Here is a 24,613-nt window from a genome sequence, read left to right as displayed (position 1 = left end):
TGTTGAAGTAGTAACAGAACTCGCCGGTCTCACACACGCCGTTGCGGGTGGCCGCCGAGGCGGGCGAAGCGGTGGCGAGCACCGCCGCGCCGACCACCAGCGCGGCGGCCTCCGCGGCGGGCCGCGAGATCAGCCGTGCAGTTCGTGGAGACACAGTCGCCTTCCTCTTCTTGGGGGTCGCGGTGCGCTAGCGGACGTTGTAGCCCTGGGAGTTCCAGAACGAGTTCGGGTTCGGGTTGCTCAGATTCGGGTCGCGGACGCTCTTGGCGGCGAGCTTCTGCCGTCCAGGACGCATCTCGACGTGGGTGTGCGCGGCGCTGCGGGACGACACGCCGTGCCACGCCTCGTCCGCGATGATCTGGCCGCGCGCGATCTGCTGGCCCACACGCAGCGAGGACAGCGGAGCGGAGTGCAGGTAGATGATCGTCTTGTTCAGCGAGGCGTTGTAGATGGCGATCGTGGAGAGCCCGGAGCCGCCGTTGCGCCCGTGCACGACGTTGATGATCTGACCGCTGACCAGGGCGTGGACATCCGAACCCTCGCTGCGCTTGATGTCGATACCCTCGTGCCGGCCAGAGGTGTGGACGTAACCGTCGAAACCGCAGCTGATATAGCCGCCACCGGTCTGGTACAGCGCGTACGACATGTTGACACGCGCCGATGACGACGGGCCGAACTGGTGGGAGGCGTTCTGGTTCTTGAGGCCGGGCTTGAGGTTGCCCTTGGCGCCCGGCCCGAAGTCCTGGTAGACGATGCCGCCGTAGTTGCTGTTGAAGTAGACCCGGACGGTCTTGCCGCTACGGTTCCAGACCGAGGCCGCGGCGTTCTTGACGCACTTGCCCTTGCCGGTGCCCGGTCCCTTGAAGTCGTAACAGGAGGGCTGCCGGGTGCCGTAGTCGCCGACCGATCCGGTGAAGTCCGAGACCGATCCCTGGTTGTTGCTGTTGAAGTAGTAACAGAACTCGCCGGTCTCACACACGCCGTTGCGGGTGGCCGCCGAGGCGGGCGAAGCGGTGGCGAGCACCGCCGCGCCGACCGCCGCCGCGACGAGGATCTTGTCAAGCGTCCCCATGGTGTTCTCCCTCGTGTCTGTGCAGGCTGGGTTTTGGATGGTCAGCGGCGCTGGTACTCCTCCCAGGTGCGGATGGTCACCTTCGGGCCGTCGTCCGGGCCACGGCCGGCGAGCCCGTTCAGACCGAGGTAGTAGTCACCGATCTGATGCTGGGCCTGGCTGGAGAGGTCGGTGTCGTTGATCGCGGCGCCGTGGATGTGCCACGGCCAGTCGGCTTGATCGGGGCTACGCACCCATGCCGCGAAGCCGACACGTCGCAGCGCACGGACGACGGCGGTGCGGGTGGCGGAATCCATCCCCTTGACCGAGATGTCGACGACGCCGCCGCCGTCGTGGGTGCCCGCGGACGTGGGGTCGCCGCCGCGGTTGTACGACCCCTGCAACAGCACGAGGTCGCGGCCGAACAGCCGCTTCGCCTCTGCCAGCATGCTCCGCGTACGGGTGTCGACGACGACGCCGCCGGCGGACACCCGGGCGCCCGGCCCGATGATGTGGGTGACCGTGAAACGGCCGGCTCCGAGCCTGGTGAGCGACGCCTTGCCCGGAAGGCCGTTGGCGGCGAGACCAGTGAGGCCGAGCGACCTCTGGAACTTCGCGAAGGCGACGACCGTCGTGGTGCCGAAATAACCGTCCACCCACTTCGCGTCGAGCAGGTGCCGGTCGCGCAGCGCCCGCTCAACGAGGAGCACGCTGGCCTTGGCGCCCGGGGTCAGCGTGTCGTCAGACCGCCGCGGGTCGATCTGGGCCGCCTTGACAGTGGCTTCCATGTTCACGCTCGGAAGGGCCCTGGCGTCGGCTGCCTGTGCCGCCGACATCCCGGACGCCCCGGTCATGCAAGCGAGCAGGGCGGCCGCCCCGAGGGCGGCGGCGCATGCAGGCAGCTTCATCGTTTCTCCTGGTGTCGGACGCCGGCAGGTGATTCCTGCAGCGGCTCCACGGTTTCGGATCGCTCACGCCGTCCACAAGGAGATCGTGTTGTCAGCCTGTCCCGACAAGGCTCCCCGTACAGGCTTACGCGCCGCCTGACAACCACCGCACCTCGTGGAGGGCGATAAGCGAGCGGCGACGGAGGCCATTGCGAGCGTTCTACTACACCAGATCAGGGATAGATCGAAAAATCCCCTCTCGCCGAAACCGGCGAGAGGGGCGTGCCGCTCTCAGTGAGCCGTGGCGGCCGTTCCCGCGCTCTACTTTTCGGCGATCCACCTGTGGCACTACAACGCCTTTTCGGGGGCCCTCGCCGAAGGGGGCGTGAAGACGGAGGCGATCCGGCGGTCGTCGATGCTCTCGACGACGCGCTGGTGGTGGCGTCGTTCGCGGTCTGGAACCTGGGCTGGATGATCGGGCTCCTGGTCTTGGCCTTCGCTGCGTGGCGAGCAGGCCTCGTGTCCTTGTGGGTGCCACTCGTTCTCACCGGCGGCCAGGTGCTCGATTTCGTCTCCAGCGCTGTGGCGCCCAAGCTCGTGGTGAGTGCGTTGATGACCGCCGGCTTGATCGGCTTGGCGCTCGGCATCCGTCCGAGGCGGGTGGCGAGCGCGGCAGCGACCGTTGCGAAGTGACCAGTGAAAGCCGAGCTCATCGAATGAGCCGGGCTTTCGGGTGTCGGCGGGCGAGAGGACTCGAACCCCTGACCTTCTGATCCGTAGGGAAGGGCAGGCCCCTTGTTGATGGTTTGCCGCCCTGCTTCGGCGGTATATGCGGGCTGCTGGCGTGTGACCACGATCCGGACACCGAGTGGGTCGTCGCCCCGCCGACCAGCCCTAGGGCCTGTCTGACAAATGATCACGGCTGGTGCGGTTAGATGATCGTTCGTGGTGAGACGTGGTGAGCTGACCGATAAGGCCTGGCAGCGGATCGAGCCGTTACTGCCCGCCACGGACGGTAAGGGCCGTCCGTGGCGCGATCACCGGCAGGTCATCGATGGCATCTTGTGGCGGCTGCGGACCGGCGGGCCGTGGCGGGACATCCCCGAGCGGTACGGCCCCTGGCAGACCTGTTACGAGCGGTTCAAGCGCTGGGACCAGGACGGGACCTGGGCCCGGGTTGCTGGAGGAGATGCAGGTCAAGGACGACTCGGTCGGCCGGGTGGAGTGGACCTTCAGCATCGACTCGACCATCGCCCGCGCTCACCAGCACGCGGCCGCCGCCCATAGAAAGGGGACGACGGCGGGACGATCGATACGAAGCAGTCGCAAAGGCGGCAGGCGCTTGGACGGTCCCGGGGAGGACTGACCACCAAGCTCCACCTGATCACCGAGGCCCGCGGCCTGCCGATGGCCCTGCACGTGACCGCGGGCAACGTGGTGGACTGCAGCGCGTTCGAGGCGGTGCTGGCCAAGCTGCGACTCCCGCGCAGCGGGCCGGGACGGCCGCGCACACGCCCCGATGTCCTGATAGGCGACAAGGGCTACTCCTCCCGGAAGATCCGCGCCTACCTGCGCTCGCGCGGTATCAAGGCCGTCATCCCGAACGCAGGGACCAGATCGCCAACCGCAAGCGCAAGGGCAGCCGGGGTGGCCGCCCCCACGCCTTCGACGCCGAGCTCTACAAGCAGCGCAACCTGGTCGAACGCTGCTTCGGCACGCTCAAGCAGTGGCGGGCGATCGCTACCCGCTTCGACAAGCTCGCCAGCCGCTACCTCGCCGGCGTCACCATCGGCTGCCTGATGCTCTGGCTCCGCCAGGCCGACTTGTCAGACAGGCTCTAAGGGGCGCCAGGGTCGTCACCGGGCCGTGTTGCCAGGGGCGCACACGAAGCAGCGGAGTGTGACGGACCCCGAAAGTGCCGCGTATGGCAGTGAAAGATACTGTAGAGGCACATAAGTGGTGACTTGCCCCTTTGCTGCGCTTATGCCGGGAGGTGAGGTGGCGGCCGCGAAAGTTAGGTCCAAGGGCCACGCTGAGCAGCCGCAGGCGGAGCAGCTCGGCGTTGCGCGGGCCTCGGACGAAGGGCAGTGGAGCCGGCAGACGCTGACGCTGGCTCTTCAGCAGGCGATGACGAGCCTGGGCGGCCTGGGCGCCCTCGTGCACAGGTGTGATTCCGCTACCGGTTGCCTGCACCTGGCGGCGGCCAGCGGGCTTCTTCCGGAGACCGCCGAGGCGTGGGCAGATCTTCACACCGTGCAGGATGTGGCGCCCACACGCGCCGTGCGGCGTGGTGGCTACGTCTGGGTGTGCGGGGACAGCTTGGGGATCGGGGCAGCCGGCACGGCGGCATTGCCCCTCCCGGGTGCCGACGGGCCGGTCGGGGTGTTGTCCGTGCTTACGGCAGGGCCCGCCGAGCCGGACGACGAGCAGCGTTCCTTTCTCGGTGCGGTAGCGGCATGGGCCGCTGCGCGCCTGGAAGGCTTGCCCGGCACGGCGCCGGGCCTTACTTCGACGGCAGGGTCCGAGCAGACGGTCCGGATGGGCGAGCTGACCGCGGCGCTCGCCGAGGCCGTCACCAGCCGGGACGTCGTGCAGGCCGTCGCGGACCATGTCCTGCCTCCGTTCTGTGCCGACGGGCTCGTGGTCTGGCTGATCGAAGGCGACCGAGTGAATGTGGTCGGCGCCGCCGGGTACCCACAGGAATTCCTCAATCTTCTCGACCGGGTCCCGCTCACCGAAAGCGCATCGGTGACCGATGTGTTGGAGAGCGGTACTCCCCGGTTCATCGGATCGCGCGCGGAGTATCGCCGGCGCTATCCAACGATGGCGATCGTGGCGGGGGCGTCACCGAAGAACGCCTGGGCGCTCCTGCCCGTGATCGCCTCCGGGCGGGCCATCGGCGTATGTGTGGTGTCGTTCGCGCGGGAGCGTGTCTTCAGCGACGAGGAGCGCACCCTGCTGACGGCGTTGGGCGGTCTGGTCGGCCAGGCGCTGGAACGGGCCCGGTTGTACGACGTGGAACACGCCCGCGCACAGGAACTGCAGCGCGGCCTGCTTCCCCGGGAGCTTCCCCGTCTCCCCATGGCCTGCGCCGCTGCGCGCTACCTGCCCGCGGGCCGGGGCGAGGAGGTGGGCGGCGACTGGTACGACCTGATTCCGCTGTCCGGCGGCCGGGTCGCCATGGTGATCGGCGACGTCATGGGACACGGCATCACCGAAGCGGCCACCATGGGTCGCCTGCGCACCGCTGTACGCACCCTCGCCGACCTCGACCTGCCGCCCGACGAACTGATCGGCCACCTCAACGACCTGGTCAGCGATCTCGGTGACGACTACTACGCCACCTGCCTGTACGCCGTCTTCGATCCCACCACCCGGACCTGTACGCTCTGCCTGGCCGGCCATCCCCCACCGGTCATCGTCAACCCCGACGGCACCGTGCTGTGCCCCCACCTGGCTGCCGACCCGCCGCTGGGCGCCGCGGAACCGCCCTTCGAGATCCACGAATTGCATCTGGCTGAGGAGAGCCTGCTGGTGCTCTGCACCGACGGCCTGGTCGAATCCGCCACCCGTGACGTCGACCAGGGACTGGCTCAGCTCTGCCGGATCCTGGCCGAGGCCGTGCCCCGCGTGCCTCACTTCTGGTCAGGAGGCCAGTGCGACGACGTCGGGCACCTGGAGGATCTCTGCGACACGGTCGTTTCGGCGCTGCTGCCCGCCCGTGAACAGACCGACGATGACGCCGCCCTGTTCATCGCTCACACCCGTGGTACCGCCACCGACGATGTCGCCACCTGCAGTCTCCCCGACGATCCCAGGGCAGCCGGAGAGGCCCGCAGATATGTCCGCAAACAATTGGCCATCTGGGGACTGGACGATCTGACGGTCACCACCGAACTTCTGGTCAGCGAGCTCGTCGGCAACGCGATCCGGCATGCGAAGGGCCCCATACGCCTGCGCCTGCTGCGCAGCCACTCTCTGATCTGCGAGGTCTACGACGGCAGCCTCAGTACCCCGCGCATCCGCCACACCTCCTACACCGACGAAGGCGGCCGGGGACTGCAGTTGGTGGCCGCCCTCTCCCGGCGCTGGGGTGCCCGCTACCTTTATGACGGCAAATGCATCTGGACCGAGCAATCCCTCCCTGCTGACGACAACGCGAAACGGCCCCTCGGGTGAGACGGCCTAGCATCCGAATCAGCCGTTCGTGACCCCAGCAACCTGCACAGGCCTGGTCTTGCTTCAGAGCTCAGCGCTCACCAACGAACAGCAGGGGTACGCCCTGCACAGAAGGGCTCAGGTTACGAACTACCAGCGCGCGCGTCCCTGTCCGGCCGTTCCAGGCAACAGCGCCGGCAAGAAGGACTCGAAGTATCGGAAACGAAGAGGGCATCCGCAACCCCGACCAGATCGGGGAACGCGCCCGTGCCGCCAGTAGAGACGAAGCCCCGGACCATCGTTCGCTCCGAGCCCGTACAGAGACCGTCGTATGGTGATCGTGAGGGCTGCATCCATGCGGCGGCGCGGCACGCCGCCGCCTTGGGTTCCGCTTCCACGATCTCCGGCCTGGCACGCGATCCTCGTTTTTGCGTCTGCGGCGCTAGCGTGCGGCTGTGACATACGAACACCGTATGTTCGACAACCCTCCTGTAGAGGAGCACGACTTTGCATCCACGGTGTTGGAAGTGGTGCTGCACAACGCGACACTAGAGGGCGAGGCCGCTGACACTGGAGGCAGCTTCTATCACCATCCGGGAGAACCTCGTTGCCACTGTGGAGTGGGTCGACGAGTCGGATGCTTGAGCTCCCGCAGACGAGGCCTCGAGTTGGAGAGGCCCTCGAAACCTCACAGCGTCGATGATGTTTGAAGCCTGAGGCCTACTCCGACTACTGGGAAGCTACGTCGTGCGACCAGCTTCCTTCTCGGCCCCCGCCACCAGCTCAACGAGATCAGCGAGATTTTGGGGCCTGCGGCGATGGCGCCTCGGGCCTTGGTGATGTGAGAGGTGCCGTCGATGTCGGTGACGATGGCTCCGGCTTCGCGGGCGATGAGGACACCTGCGGCGGTGTCGCAGGGGTGTTGGACAGCATGATGCAGGCGTCGGTGGTGCTGAGGAGATCCGCAAGATCCGTGAGGGTCTCCAAGAGCCTCCCCGCGCTTGACGACAAGGTCACCGTAAGGGCTGACGACGTTGCCCGGCCACGTGAGCGATTCGACCTTGGACGACTACGAGGACACGGTGCGACTGCATCTCAAGCCGGGCCTCGACCGGCACAAGCTGACCGGCCTCACGGTCGCTCACGTCGATGCACTCTGGCAGGCCAAGCGGGAGAAGGGTTACAGCGCCAACAGCATCCGGATCATGCGTGCCGTACATTCTCGCCCAAGGGACGCCGCTCCACGTCGTCTCCGACGTCCTCGGACACGCGAGCATCGCGATCACCAAGGACGTGTACGGGCACCTCATGGAGGGCGACAAGCGGGCGGCGACAGAGGCCATTTCAAGCGCTCTACTGGGCCGACCGAAACGGGTGGCTCCCAAGGTGGCTCCCACAGACGCGGAAGAGGCCGGGTGATCCCCGGAAACACTAAGGCCCGTTTCCAGGTTTTCCCTGGTCACGGGCCTTCTACGATGTGCGCGGCCGAGAGGACTCGAACCCCTAACCTTCTGATCCGTAGTCAGATGCTCTATCCATTGAGCTACGGCCGCTTGGTTTTGCTGCGTTGACCTGCGGTTTCCCCGGTCTTGGTGAAACTGTAGCACGTCGAACGCTGCTCCTAGAGCGTATAACCATGGCCACGCGGACGCCAAATCGAACGCGCCGTAGCTCCTGCCCCCCTCGGAGGTCTGACGTGCCCACCGCGATCGGCGACAACCTCGTCCAGTTCGACCCCGCCCGCCGGCGACGACCCGGCCGCCGCTCCGCCTCCTCCTACGGCGTGCCGCGCGGCGCCGACCTCGGCGCGGTGCTGGAGTCCTGGCGGCTGTCTCTGGAGGCCTCAGCGAAGTCCCCACGCACCGTCCGCGGCTACACCGACACCGCCGTCCGGTTCCTGACCTACCTGGCAGACAACGGGCTTCCTACGGACGCTGAGGGCGTCCAGGCCGAGCACGTCCGCGCGTTCCTCGTCTTCGAGCGGCACCGCACCTCGGCGGTGTCGGCCGACGTGGCGTTCCGGTGCCTGCGGGTCTGGTTCAACTGGATGCGCGAGGAGGGCGAGCGCACCCAGCCCTCCCCCGTGCTGAAGGCCGACCGCCCCCAGACGACGCGGAAGGTCCGCCGGTTCCTGTCCGACGACGACATCCGGGCCCTGCTGAAGGTCTGCTCGGGCAACGACTTCGAGGCCCGCCGGGACACCGCGATCGTCCGCATCTTCGCCGACAACGGCGCCCGCGTGTCCGGCCTGGCAGGCGTGCGCTACACGCCGAGGGACGAGCGGACCAACGATGTCGACCTGCGTGGCCGGCGGCTGCGCATCCGGCTGAAGGGCGGGGATGAGCACTGGATCCCGCTCGGCGCGAAGGCCGCCCAGGCGCTCGACCGCTACCTGCGGGCCCGCAGCGCGCACCCGAAGGCCCACTCGTCGCCGTGGCTGTGGCTGGGCATCCAGGGGCGAGGGACGGAGCACATGACGTCGTCGGGGATGTACCAGATGCTGAAGCGCCGCGGCGAGGAGGCCGGCGTCGAGAATGTCCACCCGCACCGGTTCCGGGGGACGGCGGCGCACAACCTGCTCAAGGCCGGGGCGTCGGATGGGGATGTCCAGCACATCCTGGGGTGGAAGACGCGGGACATGGTGGATCACTACACGGGAGACCTGGCGCAGGAGCGGGCGCGGGAGACTCATGCGCGGTTGTCACCTGGTGACCGGATTTAACGAAATGTAGGCCGTCGAACTAGTGACTCCTTGAATTCGAGTAGATACGATTTCGAAGATCGGGGGGCATCCGCGCCGCGGCCATAGGCACCGCACGGACGGGATGCCCGCATGCAGGCGACGGCGCCCGTCCGTGCGGGCGACCGTGGGCGCCGACCCCAGTGACGGGGGGTCGGACCCGTGGTCGGCTCGTTGTCTGCTCGGGTCGAGCCGTGCCGTCCTCTTCACGGTGACAGCCGTTGCGGGTTTGCAATCTATCGTTCAGGTGACGGTTACCTTGCCTGCGACTTTGGGCCGTTTTCGGACAGGACTGGACATTCTTATCGAACATAGGAACCACATTTCCGGTCTTGTCCACGATCAGTGAACGTTCAACTTCGCCCTGTGCAATAGGCACAGGGCGTGATTGGACCGCACCAAAACCAGTGCTTCCCTCACCGAAAGTTGCGACCTACAGTGGCTGAGCCGTCGCCTGCAAACACGGTGATAGGTGAGTCGCCACGTGGGGAACGCGGCTCACGGGGAAGGACACAATGACCGCCATCCGCAAGATCGCTGGTCTCGCAGCCCTGCTCTGGAGCAGCACGCTGTTCACGGCATTGACCGAAACCGGCACCATGCGGCTCCACGTCACTCTGATGGTCGGTGCATTCACCGTCACCCTCTGGGTCTTGGGCCTCATATTCCTCAAGAAAATGAAGTCCCAGGTCTACCAGTTCGACCGCGGATACAACGTCGGCGCCCGCGCCGTCGTTCACGGCCTGCTCGACGCGGCCGACCACAACGCCGGCACTCCGCCGCAGGGCTTCCGCTACTAGCCTTTCGAGATTTTCCTGAGCTGGGCCGGCGGCCCATCCTCCGCCGGCCGCTGTTTCAACGCAGCAGCAGCAGCACTGCGCAGCAGCTCGTACGCGGCGACGAGCGGACGCTTCACCTCATCCGGGAGATTCGGATCGTCGAGGATCTCCCGGATGGTGGGATTCTCCTCCCGCCCGACGAAGACGGTCCCACCTTCGTGGTTGGCATAGTCCTCGATTGCCTTGGCCAGGTCTTCGGCACGCTCCGAGGTGCCCTCCATGGCCTTGACCTGGATGAGGTACCGGCCGCCGTCCGGCGCGTGGTAGGTGATGTCGATATCTGAAGAGGCGGTGACCTCGACGCTGGCGGTCGCGCCCCCGCTAAAGCTGGGCATCGAACCTGCCAGCGTGCCGGTGGTGACGGGTTCGAGGGTGGCGGGATCGCCGTCGGATTCGAGGTAGCGGTCGATGCTGCCGCGCGCCCAGCTCAGGGCCTCTTCGAGGCCTCGTTTGGTGGGGGCGCGCATCTTCCGGTTTTCGAATCGGACGTGGTTGAGGCCCGTTTTCGTGAGGCCGGCGCGTTCGGCGACTTGGTTCCAGTTCAGGCCGAGCTCCTCGCGCCGCTCGTCCATGAGGCGGGCGAGGCGTTCCCTCGCCGTCTCGGTCTGGTGTATGCCCACGGCCTCTATTCCTACATGACAGATGGGGACAGGTCTAGGCAGATGGAGTGCCATAACGGCAGGTCATGCCCCATTTTGACCGAAACTAACCTGGAGTCACAGGACAGGTAAAGAACGATATAGACAGATAGCGGCAGATTCTCTTGCTATCTGTCTATATCTGTCCTACGGTTGGCGCATGGCTCAACTGACCAAAGTGGACGGACGGAAGCTGCGCCGGCGGCGCGAGGAACTGGAGTTGACCGTCAACGACGTCGTCCAGGCCCTCGCCGAGCGGGAGAAGCGGACCATCCACCCCGACCACCTCCGCAACATCGAGCTTGGCCACAAGCAGCCCGGCGTGAAACTCGTCGGGGCGCTGTGCCGAGTGCTTTCTTCCAACCGTTCGGAGTTCCTCGCCGACCCGGCCGACGCCGTGGCCGAGTCCGCGGGGGCCGGCCGATGAGCACCCCCGAGCAGCGATCCGCCGCCGCCCGCCTCGCGGTGAACGTGAGCTGGGCCTACACCCCGGACCGGCGTGAGCGCACCCAGCCCGCCACGAACGCCTCCCCCGTGTCCCTGGAGTACTGGGAGAACCGGCTCCGGCAGGAGGGGCGGGTGCGCGAAGAGGACATCCCGGCCGCTGCGGTGAACGCGCGCCGGGCCGAGATGCAGCGCCGCGCGAGGAAGTCCGCCGCCGTCCGCCGTGCGCGGAAGGCCGAGCGGCAGCAGCGGGCGCGTCAGCCGTACCGGCCCGCCCAGCAATAAGACGTCGGGCCCCCCGTCACGCGACGACGAGAGGCCCGCAGCTCCCAATCCCGAGAAATCAGGAGCGTTTCATGCCCAAGCGTACCCCCTCGATCTTCGAGGACCTGGCCCCCGGACAGACCGTGATCATCCCCCTCGCCGTGCCGACCAGGTTGGTGCCGGAGCCGGAACCGGTCGAGGTGCTCGACCACCCGACCCCGTGCCCCGACGGGTGCGGCGCGCTGTGCGTCCACGCCCGGGTGCTGCGTACCCGGCGGACGGTGCTGGTGCACCGCCGGCCGGAGCGTGAGGTGGTTCCGGCGGACCGGAGGTCAGCGTGAGCGAGATCGAGCTCCGGCCCGGCGACCGCGTCCGCGTCACCATCACCGGCATCGTCCGCGAGGCGTACGCCGGCGACCGGAAGTACTTCACGACCATCGCGTACGCCTCGTCCGAGACGGACACGATGTGCGTCACGCTGCCCTCCAGCGTGCCCGGCGTCGCCTTCGAGTACCTGGCCCCGGCCGAGTGGCCGCCCCGTCCCGGCGACCTCTGGCACGACCGGGCGGGTGACCCGTGGTTCGCCGGGCAGGCCGACTTCGACGAGCCGGTCAGGATGATCGGCCGCAGCGGCACCGCCTACCCCGACGACCCCGAGGTCCTGCTGCGGGCCTGGGGGCCGATGACGCTCGTTCACCGCCAGGACGAGGCGAAGGGCGGCGAGTCGTGATCCCCGCCGACGAGCTGCTCGCCGAGCACATGCTCACCCGCGCCGCCACCCGCTACAACACGGGCGAGATCCACGGCGGCACCGCCGCCATCATCGTCGCCGAATACTCCGCGCCCGCGCTCGGCGACATCGAGGCCTGGCTCGTCTTCGAGCAGCTGGCCGCCGCCCTCCAGGAGCACGACGCCACCCAGGCCAGCGTGCTGCTGCGCACCCTCATCCGCGGGCGCCGCCCCTGCACCATCCCCGACGCCGAGCTCCTCGCGGTCGCCACCGCGGCCGGCGTCCACCAGCCCCTGACCCTCGTCACCTCGGAGTCCTGATGTTCACCAACGAGCACATCAACCACCTGCGCGAGCAGCTCAACCGGGCCGAGGAGACCGCGGCCGGATGGCGCGCGTTGCTCACCTACGCACAGGCCAACGTCGCGAATCCGCTGTTCGCCCCCGTGGGACAGAACCCGTACCCGGCCGACACCCGCGTTTTCCCGCAGGTGGGGCAGGACAACCCGCGCGCCGCCTGGACCCCGGCCCAGGAGCAGAGCTTCCAGGGGTTCGAGGCAGCGCACAAGGAGCTGGCCGACGAGACCGGGGGCCAGGCGTGATCTGGCTCGTCCCCGTGTGCATCGCGATCGCCGCCGGCGCTTCGGCGCTGGCGGTCGTCGCCCACAACCGCCGCCTCCCCGCGCACCGCCTCGTCGCCGCCACCGCAGGCGTCGCCGCCCTCTACCTCGCCACCTTCGTCATCGTGGCCGAGCGCAACGACGGGGTGCGCGCCCTGGCCGCGCTCGTCCCCGACGCAGTGTGGTGGGCGACGGCGGCGGTCATCCTCGGCATGGGCTCGCTCCTGACGGTGGCGCTCGCGCGGTGGCTCACCTGCAACACGGGGTCGACGCGCGAGGTGCGGTCGGCCGGGAAGGGCGGTGGGCGCCGATGACTGGCCCCATGTCCGACGAGCGCTTCGCCGAGCTCCGCAGCCTTGTTGCCGGCGGAGTCATGGGAACACAGGACCTTGCCGAGCTGATGGCCGAGGTCGAGCGGTTGCGGGCCAAGCTCGACGCCCCGTGCGGGTCATGCCACCCCTGCACGAATTACGCCGACGAGACGTGGCGAGCGGCCGGTCGCACGCCCCCGCACGTCGCCGAGTGGGACGAACTCCGCGCCGAGCGGAACAAGGCTGTCGCCACCATCGCCGAGCAGGCGCAGCGGCTGATCGCCCGGGAGCGGGAGCACAACGCCGACCGCGCCGAGCTGGAGCAGGCTAAGGCCGCCATCGCTCGCGTCCGAGAGCGTCTCAACGCGCTGATCGCCGACGGATTCGGGGCGACAACTCCGACCCTCCGTGACCTGCGCGACCTGCTGGACGACCCCGACGAGCAGGCCGAGCGTGCCGCGCTCCTCGGCTCCTGCCTCGACGAAGCCGCCGGGATGGCCGATGCGTAGCCCCAGCGTGGTCGGCCTCGACCTCTCCCTCACCGGCACCGGCATGTCCCGCGACGACGGCCTCGAGCGCATCCGCTGCGGCGACCTCCGCGGCTGTGACCGCTTCTCCTGGATCGCCGAGCACATCTTCGGCGACGGTCAGACCCACACGGCCGATCTGGTGGTCGTCGAGGGCCCCGCCTACTCCCGGGCGCTCCAGGCCGGGCACCACGAAGCCGCCGGCCTGTGGTGGCACATCATCTACCGCCTCGACTTCTCCGACGTGCCGTACGCCGTCGTCCCGCCGAGCGTGCTGAAGAAGTACGCCACGGGGAAGGGCAACGCCACGAAGCCGGACATGCGGATGGCGCTGTTCCAGCGGTTCGAGATCGACGAGCGCGACGACAACAAGGTCGACGCGTTCTGGCTCCGCGCGATGGGCATGGAGCGCCTCGGCGCGCCGCTGGTCGAGCTGCCGAAGGCGCAGCGCGAGGCCCTGGGCAAGGTGTCGTGGCCGGAGCTGGCCGAGGTGGGCGTATGAGCGTGTCCCCGCCCGCCCGCGTCCTCAACCTCCTCCGCATGGGCCACCCCCTCAGCAAAGTCGAGGCCTGGACGGGTTGGCCGGCCGGGTCGATCCGCCGCCTCGCCACGAAGCAGGGATGGCAGTTCGACCACCGCGGCCGGTCCTTCGACCCCAATGAGGTGCGTCTCCCGAACTGGCCGCGCATCACCCCGGAGGAGGCGCGGGAGCTGTTCACCCGCCTCCAGGAGCGCCGTGCCCAGCTCGGCATGACGTGGGTGCAGGTCGCCATCGCCATGGGCGTCGCGACCGATGCCCTGCCCAAGCTCAACAGGGGCACCGGCACGACGCACACCCGCGACCAGGCCGAGGCCTGGCTCACCAAGACCAGCACGTTCATCCCCACTAATGAAAGGCAACCGGTATGACCACCGCCCCCACCGAAGACTCACCCGGCCGGGTGCGTCCGTTCGCCGACATCCTCCGCGACCTGAAGCGCGGCGAGGTGATCGACGAGGCCGCCATCCTGCTCCAGGACCTCGTCCGGGCCGTCGTCACGAACGGGAAGAAGGGCAAGTTCACCCTCACCGTCGAGGTGTCCCCGATGAAGGGCGACACCTCCGCGCTCGTCGTCGCCGCCCAGGCGTCGATCAACCCGCCGAAGGGCAGCCCGGCCGAGGCCGTGTTCTTCGCCGACGGCGACAACAACCTCGTGCGCGACGACCCCCGCCAGATCGCGCTGCCCGGCCTGCGCCGGGTCGACATCGACACTCCCGCCGTAAAGGAGATCGTCAAGTGAACGAGTTGACCGCCGTGGCCGGCCGTACGGAGAACGACGCCCTCATCGAGGCGCTGAACGAGGCCCAGCTCGCCGAGAGCCTGGAGCCCGGCCAGTTCTACGCCTTCAAGCACCGCGACAAGGTCACCACGATCGACCTGCTGGACCGGCACCTCGCCCAGCCTCGCCGGAAGACCGGCACCGTCCGCGTGCAGGACGTCCCGTCGTTCGTCCACTACTACGGCAAGCACAGCGACGACCAGTCCGAGGTGTACGTCGACATCGACGCCGCCACGGTCACGGCGGTGCTGAACGCGCACATGAAGACCAACGAGATCGACGACCCGGACGACACCGCGCGCTGGGGCGACCACCGCCTCATCCTGACCCTGGCCAAGACCGAGGCGTGGAAGCGCTGGACCGGGGGCGACCGCAAGCTGATCCGGCAGGCCGAGTTCGCCGACTTCATCGACGACAACCGGGCCGACATCCGCAAGCCGTCGGCGGCCGACATGCTCGAGCTCGTCCAGCAGTTCCAGGCCATCCAGAAGGTCACGTTCCAGTCGGCGACGATCCTGTCCAACGGCGACCGGCGCTTGACGTTCACCGAGGAGACGGAGGCCGGCGCCGGGGCCAAGGGCTCCATCGAGGTGCCCTCCGCGCTGGAGTTGGGCATCGCGCCGTTCGACGACAGCGAGCCGTACGCCGTGACCGCCCGCTTCCGCTACCGCATCCAGGGCGGCCAGCTGCTCATGGGTTACCTGCTCGACAACGCGGACGAGGTCGCGAAGGACGCGGTCAAGACGGTCGTCGCGAAGTTGTCGGAGGAGCTGGGCATCACGGTGATGCGAGGCACCCCCGCGTGACCAGTACGAGCACGACGCAGGCCCTCGCCGGTTCTTCCGGCGGGGGCCTCCCCACACCCGCCCCCGTACGCCGGTCGGCGACGGTGACCGTCACCCGCCGGGACGGCGACCAGATCACGGTGTCCACGTGGGACACCTGCACCGGGGTCGCCGAGTTCGTGACCACGCTGCTCGGGCCGCCGGCGGCCCGCACCACCACCGGAGGAACCTCATGACGCAGGAACTGTCAGGCGTTCAGATCCTGGACACGCCCATGCAGCCCAACGACGCCAGCGCCACCACGATCAGGGATTACCTGGTTGCGCTGGTCGCCACGGTGTGGGAGCACGGCGAGGGGTTCAGCGGGAAACGTCCGTTCGGCAACTCTGGCTGGTCATGGGAGCTGTACACGGCTCTCGCGCGAGCGGGCCACGTTGACGGCACGTTCGACGAAGACGGCTACCCGGACGACGTGGACACGGCACGTGGCCGCAAGCTCATCTCGGTGGCGATCGGAGCGCTCGGCGAGTCGGCCGCCCGCACTGCCGAGGAAGAGGAAGTCCGCGCCGAGCTCGCCCGGCAGGACGCGAAATGGGGTGTCCAGGACCACCCCGACGGCACCCACGACTGCCAGGACACCCGCGCGTACGCCGACATGGCCCGGGAGTGGTGCAAGAGCGCCGCCGAGGCCGGGGAAGTGACGTGGCAGCACATCCTCAACGAGGCGTTCGCCGAGGCGTTCGCCGAGGAGGACCCGGAGAAGCTTCTCGTCGAGCTGCTCCAGGTCGAGGCTGTCGCCCGGCAGTGGCGTATGGCGATCCGGCGTCGGCTCGCTGCGCAGGAAGGCGACGAGTCGTGATCAGGTACTGGTTCTTCACCCGCACCCAGCTCCATCGCCTCGTCGACGCCGCCCGCGCCGACGCGGCCGAGCTCGCCCGCCGGGTCCGCGCCCTCGAAACCGAGAACACCGCGCGCACGGGCGGGGAGTACAAGCTCCGCGGGGAAATCCGCCGCCTCACGGAGACGAACCGCGCCCTCGAGGAGCGCCTCGCCACGCTCCAGGAGGCGAACATGGCGCGCGACCGGGCCCCGCGGTGAGCCGGCCGCGCGGTTCGACCATCGAGGGCGGCACCGCCGAAGCTGCGGCCCGGCTGGGGCTGACGTGGCGGCAGCTCGACCACTGGACGAGGAAGGGCTACCTCCACCCCGAAGGTGGCGGGCAAACCGGCGTCGCCCGTATCTGGCCGGAGACGGAGCTGAGGATCGCCGCCCTGATCGCTCGCTTTTCGGCCGCCGGGTTGGTCATGGAATCGGCCGCGAGCGTGGCCCGCTCGATCGTGGCGTTCGGCCTGGTCGAGGTGGAGCTCGGTGAGGGGATCACGCTCAAGATTCAGGACTGAGGACAGATAGAGACAGATAGCTGTTGCTATCTGTCTCTATCTGTCTTAAGGTTGCTCTGCGACCCCGCACCAAGCCGAGTCAGTCAACTATTCGGCCCGCACCGCGCAGTCAGTCAGTCAGTCAGAAAGTCAGGCCTGCGCGGACGGACGGAAAGAAATAAATCCGGCCACGCGGGACCGCCAGGAATGAAGAAAGTCAGAGAAAGAGAAACCGCAATGACCAGCACAAACGAGGAGACCGCCCCCGCCGCGGCCCCCGTGGAGCTCGACCACGTCGGCCGGCTCCTCCGCCTCGCCTACCGGCAGCTCGGTAAGCAGATCGACGACCTCACCGAACAGCGCGACCGCATCCGCGAGCAGCTGGAGGCCCGCATCGGCGACGCCCCCGGCGCCACCGTCGACGGCGAGCCCGCCATCTCCTTCACCTGGTCCAAGCCCGCCATGGCCATCGACAGCAAGGCCCTCGCCAAGGACCACCCGCAGATCTACGCCCAGTACCTCAAGCCGAAGAAGGCGTCCCGGCCCTTCAAGCTCGTCGGCGAGGACTGACCACCGTGACGGCGCTCGCGTTCCAGCAGCCCCCCGCCGCCGGCCAGTTCGCACCGCCGCTCGACGGCCTCGCCGGGCAGATCGCCACCAGCGTGATCGACACCGTGAAGCGCGCCGACGCCTCGGCCGCCCGCTCGCAGCAGGTCGCGCTCGGCCCGTCCGAGTACGGCATCCCCTGCACCCGCCGCCTCGCCTACAAGCTGCTCGACTGGCCCGCCGTCAACGCCGACACCGACCCGTGGGCGTCGATCATCGGTACCGCCGTCCACGCCTGGATGGAAACCACGTACCGGGCCGAAAACCGGCGGCTCGGCTACGAGCGGTACCTCATCGAGCGCACCCTCCAGATCACCCCGAGCCTGCGCGGCCACTCCGACCTGTTCGACCGCGACCACGGCGTCGTCATCGACTGGAAAGTCGTCGGCACCGACCGGCTCAAGAAGTACCGCGCCAACGGGCCGGGCGAGCAGTACCGCAAGCAGGCCCACCTGTACGGCCTCGGCCAGCAGCTCGCCGGCGAACGCGTCGAGCACGTCGCGATCGTGTTCCTCCCCCGCGGCGGCCAGATCAGCGGCCTGCACGTCTGGACCGAGCCGTACGACCACACGATTGCCCTGGAGGCGATCCGGCGCGTCGACACGATCCGGTCCCTGCTCCTGCACGCCGACCCCGAGGCCAACCCGCAGGCCTGGCCGCTGTTCCCCACGGCAGACGCCTTCTGCACGTACTGCCCCTTCTACCTCCCGGGCTCGACCGACCTCGCCGTCGGCTGCCCGGGCCACCAGTAACAACCCAGCAGGAAGAGAGAAAGACCATGTTCAAGCAGCCCTCCGGCAGCGGCGACGTCTTCAAGCCCGCTGACCACCTCGGCCGCCTCGTCCTCGTCTACGCCCTCGCGTTCCGCGAGCAGATCCCGACCAGCTTCGGCGCGTCCGACGCCGTCGCCGCGGACGTCCACGTCATCGACGCCCCCGGCGGCCCGCAGGTCTTCAACAACGCGCTGCTGTTCCAGCGGGCGCTGGTCGCGTCGCTCCGGGACGCGGTCGGCGGCGACCCGGTGCTCGCGAGGATCGGGCAGGGCGTCGCGAAGCCCGGCCAGTCCGCGCCGTACGTGCTCCAGCCGTTCTCCGACCAGGACGCGGCCGTGGCGACGGCGTACGTGAACAGCCTGCCGAAGCCGTTCCAGGCCCCCGCCGCGCAGCAGGCGGCCCCCGCCCCGGCCCCCGCCGCGACGGTTCCGGCGCCCGCTCCGGCTCCGGCCGCCGCCCCGGCGCAGGCGATCGACCCGGCCAACCTCCCCGCCGACGTGGCCGCCCTCCTCGCCCAGCTCCAGGGTCAGGGCGCGTCGGCCTAACCGAGACTCCCCGCGGTCGGCCGGACCGCGGGGAACCCGGCTGGGCCCTGGTCGCTGAAGGGAAGCGGCGGCCAGGCCCAGCCAACGCACCAGCCACAGCCCGCTCTCGACCTGCATCGGGTCGGGGGCGGGCTTGGCCGTACCACCCACAACCGCGCAACAACGAGGGGCACCAATGGGCGTTGACCTGCAGATCCGCATCCCCGCCGCCGCCGAACCCGTCGCGGAGCCCCCGTTACCCTGCGCCGAGACCTGCCTCACCTGCCACGGCAAACGCCTGCCCTGCCCCGACCAGCCGACCTACTGCGCGCCGATCTGCATGCGCACCATGCGCCCGCGCGGGCCCGTGCACGTCTGCCTCGCCACCGCGCGCGTGACCGCCCGGCTCGTCGTCCGCCGCAACGAGACGAGCGCGACGTACGTGACGCCGTGGGGCGAGGTCGTCCAGCCCCGCCCGTCGCTGTTCCCCTGGCTCGTCGTCGACCACTGCCCGAACTGCGCAGGCGTGCACTGGCACACCATCACCACCCCCGACCGCCGCTGGTACCGCACCGCCCCCTGCGGCCAGGTCTACATCCTCACGATCGCCCCCGGAGTCTCCGCGTGACCACAGGCAGCGTCCTCGGGACCGCCCTCACCCTCCACGCCGCCGGCATCTCTGTCATCCCGGCCGCCATCGACGGCACCAAAGCCCCCATGGGCTCGTGGAAGCGCTACCAGACCACCCGCATGACCATCACCGAGCTGGAGGGCTGGTTCGCGAGCGGGCACCCCGGCATCGGCGTCGTCACCGGCACCATCTCCGGTGACCTCGAAATGCTGGAGCTGGAGGGCCGCGCGGTCGCCGAGGGCGTCCTCCCCACCTTCATGGAGCTGCTCACCGCCGCCGGCCTCGGCGACATCTGGTCACGCCTCACGGCCGGGTACCTCGAACAAACCCCCTCCGGCGGCCTCCACGTCTTCTACCGCGTGACCGGCGGGCCCGCGCTCGGCAACGTCAAACTCGCCCGCCGCCCCTCCACCCCGGCCGAACTCGCCGCGTGGAAGGCAGAGCAGCAGGCCAGCATCGACGCCGAAACCGACCCTGGCGTGCGCGCCCGGCGGCAGGAAACCCTCGACCGTGTCGTCCGCGGCGACCAGGTGCCCCAAGTCCTCATCGAAACCCGCGGCGAAGGTGGCTTCGTCGTCGTCGCCCCCTCCAACGGCACCACGCACCCGTCGGGGAAGGCGTGGCGGCTCCTGGCCGGCGGCCCCTCGACAATCGCCACCATCACGGTGGCGGAGCGGGACGCCATCCACCGGATTGCGCAGCTGCTCGACCGCATGCACCCCGCCCCGGAGCCGGTCGCTGAGCCGCTCCCCTTCACCCAGCCCGGCCAGGCCGAGCCGGACCGGCCGGAGGGCGGCATCACCCCGGGGGACGACTTCGAGGCCCGAGTCGACTGGGCGGCCCTGCTCGGACGCCACGGCTGGACCCTCGTCCACCAGTCCGGCAAGACCAGGTACTGGCGGCGCCCCGGCAAGAACATCGGCATCAGCGCGACCACGGGGCACGCCGACGACCGCGACCGGCTATACGTCTTCACCACCTCGACCGAGTTCGAGCCCGAGACGCCGTACACGAAACTCGGCGCGCTGGCGGTACTCGAGCACGGCGGCGACCACAAGGCGGCCGCCCGCGCGCTGAAGGACGCCGGATACGGGCGGCCCGCGCCGGAGGAACCGCGCCGCATCGCCCCCACCCCGTCGCCGTCGGCCGAACGGCAGACCGCCGACGAGCCGCCCGCCAGCACTCCCACGGCGTCGGCCACCGTGACCAGCGAGCCGGACACCTACTCCCTGACCGACGACGGCAACGCCCTCCGCCTCGTCGACACCCACCACCCGACGCTGCGGTACTGCCCGCAGCGCGCCTCGTGGCTCACCTGGGACGGGCACCTGTGGCGGTGGGACGCCGCCGGGGCCGCCCAGGAGCTCGCCCGGCACATCGCCCGCGCCCTCCCCGACGCCGACACCGAGCAGCGCCGCCACCGCCGCACATCCCTGTCCGCGCGCGGCCTCAACGCCATGCTCGTCGTCGCCCGCTCCGACCCCCGCATCGTCGTCAACATCGACCAGCTCGACGCCCAGCCGTACGAACTCAACACCCCGCAGGGCGTGGTCGACCTCAAGACCGGCACCATCCGGCGGCCGGACCCCAGCGCCCTGCACGCGCGCACCGCGACCGTCGGCCCCGACTTCACCGCCCGGCCGGAGCGGTGGCTGAAGTTCCTCGCCGACACCTTCGCCGGCGACCCCGCCATCACCACGTACGTGCAGCGCCTCCTCGGCGTCAGCCTGGTCGGCACGGTGCTGGAGCAGGTCCTCCCGTTCGCCTTTGGAGAAGGCGCCAACGGCAAAACGACCCTCCTCGGCGCCATGCAGCGCCTGCTCGGCATCGGCCCCAACGGCTACGCCCTGTCGGTGTCCTCCGACATCCTGCTAGCGACGCAGAACGCCGGGCACCCCACCGAACTCGCCCAGCTCGCCGGAGCCCGCCTCGTCGTCACCTCCGAACTCGAGGACGGGCAGCGGTTCGCCGAAGCCAAGGTGAAGATGCTCACCGGCCGCGACCCCATCAGCGCCCGGTTCATGCGCGCCGACTTCTTCACCTTCCGCCCGACGCACTCCCTGTGGCTCCTGGCCAACCACCAGCCCGCCGTACGCGCCGGCGGCCCCGCCCTGTGGCGCCGCCTGAAGCTCATCCCCTTCCTCCACGTCGTCCCCCCGGAGGACCGCGACCCGCACCTGGAGGACAAGCTCGTCGACGAGGAGGGCCCCGCGATTCTGGCGTGGGCCATTCAAGGGGCGGCCGACTATTTCGCCCACGGAATTGCCGAACCCGAGTCCGTCCGCACGGCCACCGACGCGTACGCCAAAGACCAGGACTCCATCGCTCGTTTCGTTGAGGAAATGTGCGAGACCGGAAATCCGACAATGCAGCACATGGGCATCCGGGTGTCGATTCTGCGGGCGGCGTACGAGTCGTGGTGCCGCGGCGAGGGGGAGCAGCCCGCCTCGGCGAAGGGGTTCGGCACCGCCCTCCAGCGCCGGTTCGGAGTCATCTCCGAGCGGTCCAACTCGGCCCGGTACTACCGGGGGATCCGGCTGCGGGATGCGTCACCGGATGCGTCACCCGACGGCGAGGATGCGTCACCGGCCGAGCGGATCGGCGGGCCCGGATGGTGACCGCGAGGGTGGGGCGTGACGCATGTGGGGGGGTGAGTGACGCATCCGTGACGCGTTTCCACACGGATGCGTCACGACTTTCGCCATGCCGGGATGACGCGTCACATGCGTCAGACCAGCGAGGATGCAAGCGGCATGTGTCACGATCTCCGCTAGACGATCTTGGCGTGACGCGTGTGACACGTTTTTACGTACTATCCGGCCATACACGCGCGCACATACGCGCATTAGGGCTCAACCCGGGAAAACGCGTCACGCGTCACTCGCGTCACCGGAGCCGATCATGAACGCCCCCCGATGGGTCCCCGAACGGCTGTCCACCACCGCCCAGATCGAGCCCTGCCCGCGCTGCCACGCGCTCACCATCCGGGCCCTCGACTCCCCCGTCGCCGGCCTCGACATCCGCCTCGACCCCACCCCGCTCGACCTCGTCGGCGAAATCCGCGCACGCCTCGAAGGCCGCATGACGTACGACCTCATCGGCACCATGAAAAAAGAAATCGCCTACCGAAACCAATGGCGAATCAAGAAACGCAAATACCCGATCCTGCCCACGCATAAATGCCCGGGGCCGGTGTCCACGAAAGCGCTGTTCCTGAACCGCCCGCCGACGAGAAAGGCGACCGATGAGCGACCCCCGTTCTGACGTCCGGGACGGCCTGGCCTGGCTGATCGAGTACTGGCCCGACCTCCTCGAGGCCCGCCTCCCCGGCACCCCCCGTCCGTGGCGGTACGAGCCGCTCACGGCCGAGCAGCGCGCGGCACGTGACGAGGAGGCCCGGCAGGACCGCCTGGAGCGCACCACGGACGCCCTCGGGGAATCCCCCGCCCCCCTGGACGTCGGCGTGCTCAGCACGGCCCTGGAGCTGCTCGTGCGGGCGGACGATCTGGCCGCCGAGGTGGCCGAGCACGCCGGCGTCGACGTGCTTCCCCCGCCGCGGCTCGGCCAGCTCGACGCCCGCCCGTACCTGGAGCACGCCCGCCGGCACATCACCCTCGACCTGGAGGAGCGGGCGGCCCCGATCGTCGCCTTGATGGTCGGCAAGGTCGCCGCCGTGCTCGGCCTCGTCGTCGACGGGCAACTCCTGGCCGTCGTCTGCCCCTGGTGCCAGGGCATCACCGACGACGAGCCGATCGGCGGCGCGCACACGTGGCGCGTGCGGGAGCTGCCCGGCGGCCAGGTCGCGATCGTCTGCGAGTCCGGGCACTGCGAGCCGCCGGCCCGGGAGGTGGGGACGTGGTGGGGCGGGCGCCCGTGCTGGCCCATGAGCGAGTGGGAGCGCCTCGCCCGCCTGGTGTCGGTGGGCGAGGCGGCGGCGTGACCTAGTCGGCCGCGGGCGCCTGCTTCGGCGGGCGCCCGCGCCGCTTGGCCGCCGGCCAGTGCGGCTCCAGCACCTCCAGGAGGCGCTCGGGGTCGGCGGCCAGCGCGCGGAGGGTGGCGCGCAGCAGGCCGTCGATGGTGCGGCCGTCGGGGACGTGGGGGCGGGCGTCGTCGAGTTCGGCCTGCTCGGGCCGGAACGTGCTGGTCGTCAGCGCGTGGCGGGAAGTCATAGAAAAATCCTGGCACAAGTGGCTTCCAATTTTCTAGGGGGCGTGCTACGTTGAGGCCAACAGAAAAGAGAAAGCCACTTTTACCAGGGAGAACCCGATGACCGCCACCACCTTCGCCACCGTCCTCCCCCTCGCCGACCGCGACGCCATCCTCACCAGCGCGCTCGACGCCATGACCGCCGCCCAGCGCGCCGCCCTCCTCGACTCGATGGCCCCCCGCGAGCGCCGCACCGTCGACGCCGCCCGCGCCCGCCACAGCCTCCGCCAGCGCGCCGCCCGCCGCACCTGGAACCCCGAGAAGGTCGCCCGCCTGATCGCCACCCCCGACCTCACCGTCACCCTCATCCCCGGCGACCACGGCGGCTGGACCGTCACCACCACCGACGACCAGCTGATCCTCACCACCGACGGCCGCTGGACCCCCGCCGAGCTCGTCTACCGCGCCCCCGCCGGCGTCGCCCTCGAAGACCACCTCGACAGGGTCACGAAGTGGGCCACCCCCCAGGCCGCCGTCGAGGCCATCTGCGCCACCATCTGACCGCCCCGCCGCGGGCGCCCCGACCACCGGGGCGCCCAGCTTGACGGGTTATCCACAACCTGCCATGATCGACCCCAGCGGCAGCATGCCCACACCCGCCCCGCCCAACGAGCGGGGCTTTTCCATGCCCGGAGGTGCCCATGCACCCCCGGCCCGGCAAGCGCTACCGCCTCCGCGGCCTCCTCGCCGTCACCCTCGCCGGCGCCGCCTCCTGGGCGCTCGTCATCCTGTCGGCCCGAATCCTGTGGTGGGGGTGAACGTGTGCCTCAAGGACGCCCCCTCGACGACGCCACCAAGGACGCGATCCTCGCCGACATCCGCGCTCGCGAGAAGTCCTGCCGGGGCATCGCTCGTGACCACGGCGTCAGCGACGCCACCGTCCGGAAGATCGCGAAGGACAACAACGTCGTAGACGCCTTCTCGCGCGAGAAGACCGAAAAAGCAACGCGCGCGAGAGCAGCCGACAGCAAGGCGGCCCGCGCCGTCGAGGCAGCCGAGAGCCTGACCGTCGCCGCCGAGCTACGCCGGAAGATCCTCACCGCGAAGGACGGGCGCGACGCCCGCGACTGGGCAACCGCGTACGGGATCATGTCCGACAAGCACATGGCCTACGAGCGCTTCGACGCCGACAACGGCGCCGACGAGGCCCGCTCCATGCTCGGCGCCCTCGCCGCCGGCCTC

At 69.4% G+C, this 24,613-nt stretch carries 34 protein-coding genes, 1 tRNA gene and 1 pseudogene; 30 read left to right on the top strand and 6 right to left on the bottom strand.

The annotated features are described in order from the left end of the window. Positions 1-187 precede the first annotated feature (187 nt). Both AB0J39_RS22070 and AB0J39_RS22065 read right to left on the bottom strand, forming a co-directional pair. Positions 188-1,072: a peptidase inhibitor family I36 protein gene (locus tag AB0J39_RS22070; RefSeq protein WP_363467652.1), complete on the bottom strand. Its 885-nt coding sequence runs from the start codon at positions 1,070-1,072 to the stop codon at positions 188-190. Between the two features lie 41 nt (positions 1,073-1,113). After that, positions 1,114-1,959, bottom strand: a complete 846-nt coding sequence (locus tag AB0J39_RS22065) for a peptidoglycan-binding protein (RefSeq protein WP_363467650.1) — start codon at positions 1,957-1,959, stop codon at positions 1,114-1,116. Positions 1,960-2,373: 414 nt separating this feature from the next. On the opposite strand from AB0J39_RS22065, the gene AB0J39_RS22060 reads away from it, so the two are divergent. The 3 genes and pseudogenes from AB0J39_RS22060 to AB0J39_RS22050 all read left to right on the top strand — a co-directional run bounded on the left by AB0J39_RS22060 (position 2,374) and on the right by AB0J39_RS22050 (position 6,117). Next, positions 2,374-2,631 (top strand): hypothetical protein, encoded by a 258-nt coding sequence (locus AB0J39_RS22060; RefSeq protein ID WP_363467648.1) that lies wholly within the window; start codon positions 2,374-2,376, stop codon positions 2,629-2,631. A 255-nt stretch (positions 2,632-2,886) separates the two neighbouring features. Then, a pseudogene (locus tag AB0J39_RS22055) lies at positions 2,887-3,779 on the top strand (IS5 family transposase). Between the two features lie 157 nt (positions 3,780-3,936). Continuing rightward, positions 3,937-6,117: a SpoIIE family protein phosphatase gene (locus AB0J39_RS22050; RefSeq protein WP_363467645.1), complete on the top strand. Its 2,181-nt coding sequence runs from the start codon at positions 3,937-3,939 to the stop codon at positions 6,115-6,117. Positions 6,118-6,784: 667 nt separating this feature from the next. On the opposite strand, the gene AB0J39_RS22045 is transcribed toward AB0J39_RS22050, so the two are convergent. Then, a complete protein-coding gene (locus AB0J39_RS22045; RefSeq protein ID WP_363467675.1) occupies positions 6,785-6,967 on the bottom strand; it encodes a hypothetical protein in 183 nt (60 codons plus the stop codon). A gap of 609 nt (positions 6,968-7,576) precedes the next feature. Next, positions 7,577-7,649, bottom strand: a tRNA-Arg gene (locus AB0J39_RS22040). Positions 7,650-7,792: 143 nt separating this feature from the next. Between AB0J39_RS22040 and AB0J39_RS22035 the strand changes: the two genes are divergently transcribed. Both AB0J39_RS22035 and AB0J39_RS22030 read left to right on the top strand, forming a co-directional pair. Then, positions 7,793-8,818: a tyrosine-type recombinase/integrase gene (locus AB0J39_RS22035; protein WP_363467642.1), complete on the top strand. Its 1,026-nt coding sequence runs from the start codon at positions 7,793-7,795 to the stop codon at positions 8,816-8,818. Positions 8,819-9,351: 533 nt separating this feature from the next. Next, a complete protein-coding gene (locus AB0J39_RS22030; RefSeq protein WP_363467639.1) occupies positions 9,352-9,636 on the top strand; it encodes a hypothetical protein in 285 nt (94 codons plus the stop codon). Here the strand turns inward: AB0J39_RS22030 and AB0J39_RS22025 are convergent. After that, positions 9,633-10,295 (bottom strand): hypothetical protein, encoded by a 663-nt coding sequence (locus AB0J39_RS22025; protein WP_363467636.1) that lies wholly within the window; start codon positions 10,293-10,295, stop codon positions 9,633-9,635. The two genes, AB0J39_RS22030 and AB0J39_RS22025, sit on opposite strands and share 4 nt — an antisense overlap. Positions 10,296-10,473: 178 nt before the next feature. Between AB0J39_RS22025 and AB0J39_RS22020 the strand changes: the two genes are divergently transcribed. The 23 genes from AB0J39_RS22020 to AB0J39_RS21910 all read left to right on the top strand — a co-directional run bounded on the left by AB0J39_RS22020 (position 10,474) and on the right by AB0J39_RS21910 (position 23,165). Next, entirely contained in the window at positions 10,474-10,740 is a 267-nt protein-coding gene (locus AB0J39_RS22020; protein ID WP_363467633.1) for a hypothetical protein, read from the top strand. Next, positions 10,737-11,042, top strand: a complete 306-nt coding sequence (locus AB0J39_RS22015; protein ID WP_363467631.1) for a hypothetical protein — start codon at positions 10,737-10,739, stop codon at positions 11,040-11,042. Before AB0J39_RS22020 ends, AB0J39_RS22015 begins: the two co-directional genes overlap by 4 nt. Before the next feature lie 71 nt (positions 11,043-11,113). Next, a complete protein-coding gene (locus tag AB0J39_RS22010; protein WP_363467629.1) occupies positions 11,114-11,362 on the top strand; it encodes a hypothetical protein in 249 nt (82 codons plus the stop codon). Continuing rightward, the gene (locus AB0J39_RS22005) at positions 11,359-11,751 is read left to right on the top strand and encodes a hypothetical protein (RefSeq protein ID WP_363467626.1); all 393 of its coding nucleotides are present in this window, start codon (positions 11,359-11,361) and stop codon (positions 11,749-11,751) included. The genes AB0J39_RS22010 and AB0J39_RS22005 overlap by 4 nt, the downstream gene beginning before the upstream one ends. After that, positions 11,748-12,071 (top strand): hypothetical protein, encoded by a 324-nt coding sequence (locus AB0J39_RS22000; RefSeq protein WP_363467623.1) that lies wholly within the window; start codon positions 11,748-11,750, stop codon positions 12,069-12,071. Before AB0J39_RS22005 ends, AB0J39_RS22000 begins: the two co-directional genes overlap by 4 nt. Then, positions 12,071-12,352: a hypothetical protein gene (locus tag AB0J39_RS21995; RefSeq protein ID WP_363467620.1), complete on the top strand. Its 282-nt coding sequence runs from the start codon at positions 12,071-12,073 to the stop codon at positions 12,350-12,352. Before AB0J39_RS22000 ends, AB0J39_RS21995 begins: the two co-directional genes overlap by 1 nt. After that, positions 12,349-12,684 carry a hypothetical protein gene (locus AB0J39_RS21990; RefSeq protein WP_363467618.1) on the top strand — a complete coding sequence of 112 codons (336 nt, stop codon included), beginning with the start codon at positions 12,349-12,351 and terminating at the stop codon, positions 12,682-12,684. The genes AB0J39_RS21995 and AB0J39_RS21990 overlap by 4 nt, the downstream gene beginning before the upstream one ends. After that, positions 12,681-13,190 (top strand): hypothetical protein, encoded by a 510-nt coding sequence (locus AB0J39_RS21985; protein WP_363467616.1) that lies wholly within the window; start codon positions 12,681-12,683, stop codon positions 13,188-13,190. Before AB0J39_RS21990 ends, AB0J39_RS21985 begins: the two co-directional genes overlap by 4 nt. Next, positions 13,183-13,710 carry a hypothetical protein gene (locus AB0J39_RS21980; protein WP_363467613.1) on the top strand — a complete coding sequence of 176 codons (528 nt, stop codon included), beginning with the start codon at positions 13,183-13,185 and terminating at the stop codon, positions 13,708-13,710. Before AB0J39_RS21985 ends, AB0J39_RS21980 begins: the two co-directional genes overlap by 8 nt. Next, on the top strand, positions 13,707-14,117 hold the full coding sequence (locus tag AB0J39_RS21975; RefSeq protein WP_363467610.1) for a hypothetical protein: 411 nt from the start codon (positions 13,707-13,709) through the stop codon (positions 14,115-14,117). The genes AB0J39_RS21980 and AB0J39_RS21975 overlap by 4 nt, the downstream gene beginning before the upstream one ends. Then, positions 14,114-14,488, top strand: coding sequence for a hypothetical protein (locus AB0J39_RS21970; RefSeq protein WP_363467609.1), 375 nt, complete (start codon positions 14,114-14,116; stop codon positions 14,486-14,488). The genes AB0J39_RS21975 and AB0J39_RS21970 overlap by 4 nt, the downstream gene beginning before the upstream one ends. Next, a complete protein-coding gene (locus AB0J39_RS21965; RefSeq protein ID WP_363467606.1) occupies positions 14,485-15,333 on the top strand; it encodes a DUF2303 family protein in 849 nt (282 codons plus the stop codon). The genes AB0J39_RS21970 and AB0J39_RS21965 overlap by 4 nt, the downstream gene beginning before the upstream one ends. Next, positions 15,330-15,548, top strand: a complete 219-nt coding sequence (locus tag AB0J39_RS21960; protein WP_363467604.1) for a hypothetical protein — start codon at positions 15,330-15,332, stop codon at positions 15,546-15,548. Before AB0J39_RS21965 ends, AB0J39_RS21960 begins: the two co-directional genes overlap by 4 nt. Further along, entirely contained in the window at positions 15,545-16,171 is a 627-nt protein-coding gene (locus AB0J39_RS21955; protein ID WP_363467602.1) for a hypothetical protein, read from the top strand. The genes AB0J39_RS21960 and AB0J39_RS21955 overlap by 4 nt, the downstream gene beginning before the upstream one ends. Then, positions 16,168-16,410, top strand: coding sequence for a hypothetical protein (locus tag AB0J39_RS21950; RefSeq protein ID WP_363467599.1), 243 nt, complete (start codon positions 16,168-16,170; stop codon positions 16,408-16,410). Before AB0J39_RS21955 ends, AB0J39_RS21950 begins: the two co-directional genes overlap by 4 nt. After that, positions 16,407-16,712 (top strand): MerR family transcriptional regulator, encoded by a 306-nt coding sequence (locus AB0J39_RS21945; protein ID WP_363467597.1) that lies wholly within the window; start codon positions 16,407-16,409, stop codon positions 16,710-16,712. The genes AB0J39_RS21950 and AB0J39_RS21945 overlap by 4 nt, the downstream gene beginning before the upstream one ends. Before the next feature lie 216 nt (positions 16,713-16,928). Further along, complete coding sequence (locus AB0J39_RS21940) at positions 16,929-17,261, top strand: hypothetical protein (protein ID WP_363467594.1); 333 nt, start codon at positions 16,929-16,931, stop codon at positions 17,259-17,261. A 5-nt stretch (positions 17,262-17,266) separates the two neighbouring features. Continuing rightward, positions 17,267-18,049 (top strand): hypothetical protein, encoded by a 783-nt coding sequence (locus AB0J39_RS21935; protein ID WP_363467592.1) that lies wholly within the window; start codon positions 17,267-17,269, stop codon positions 18,047-18,049. Between the two features lie 26 nt (positions 18,050-18,075). Next, entirely contained in the window at positions 18,076-18,615 is a 540-nt protein-coding gene (locus tag AB0J39_RS21930) for a hypothetical protein (RefSeq protein WP_363467590.1), read from the top strand. Positions 18,616-18,790: 175 nt separating this feature from the next. Continuing rightward, positions 18,791-19,222 carry a hypothetical protein gene (locus AB0J39_RS21925; protein ID WP_363467587.1) on the top strand — a complete coding sequence of 144 codons (432 nt, stop codon included), beginning with the start codon at positions 18,791-18,793 and terminating at the stop codon, positions 19,220-19,222. After that, a complete protein-coding gene (locus tag AB0J39_RS21920) occupies positions 19,219-21,843 on the top strand; it encodes a phage/plasmid primase, P4 family (RefSeq protein WP_363467585.1) in 2,625 nt (874 codons plus the stop codon). The genes AB0J39_RS21925 and AB0J39_RS21920 overlap by 4 nt, the downstream gene beginning before the upstream one ends. 283 nt (positions 21,844-22,126) lie before the next feature. After that, positions 22,127-22,489, top strand: coding sequence for a hypothetical protein (locus tag AB0J39_RS21915; protein WP_363467583.1), 363 nt, complete (start codon positions 22,127-22,129; stop codon positions 22,487-22,489). Beyond that, a complete protein-coding gene (locus tag AB0J39_RS21910) occupies positions 22,470-23,165 on the top strand; it encodes a hypothetical protein (RefSeq protein ID WP_363467580.1) in 696 nt (231 codons plus the stop codon). Before AB0J39_RS21915 ends, AB0J39_RS21910 begins: the two co-directional genes overlap by 20 nt. Before the next feature lies 1 nt (position 23,166). Here the strand turns inward: AB0J39_RS21910 and AB0J39_RS21905 are convergent, their stop codons facing one another. Beyond that, positions 23,167-23,394 (bottom strand): hypothetical protein, encoded by a 228-nt coding sequence (locus AB0J39_RS21905; RefSeq protein ID WP_363467577.1) that lies wholly within the window; start codon positions 23,392-23,394, stop codon positions 23,167-23,169. 97 nt (positions 23,395-23,491) lie between these two features. Between AB0J39_RS21905 and AB0J39_RS21900 the strand changes: the two genes are divergently transcribed. Both AB0J39_RS21900 and AB0J39_RS21895 read left to right on the top strand, forming a co-directional pair. Then, the gene (locus tag AB0J39_RS21900) at positions 23,492-23,932 is read left to right on the top strand and encodes a hypothetical protein (RefSeq protein ID WP_363467574.1); all 441 of its coding nucleotides are present in this window, start codon (positions 23,492-23,494) and stop codon (positions 23,930-23,932) included. Positions 23,933-24,193: 261 nt separating this feature from the next. After that, positions 24,194-24,613 (top strand): hypothetical protein (locus AB0J39_RS21895; protein WP_363467572.1); only part of this gene is annotated, 420 nt, incomplete at its 3' end.

The sequence above is a fragment of the Microbispora sp. NPDC049633 genome (assembly GCF_040675265.1).
Classification (GTDB): domain Bacteria; phylum Actinomycetota; class Actinomycetes; order Streptosporangiales; family Streptosporangiaceae; genus Microbispora; species Microbispora maris.
The sequence above is the reverse complement of the archived record's forward strand: the minus strand, read 5'-3'. Positions and strand labels throughout refer to the sequence as shown.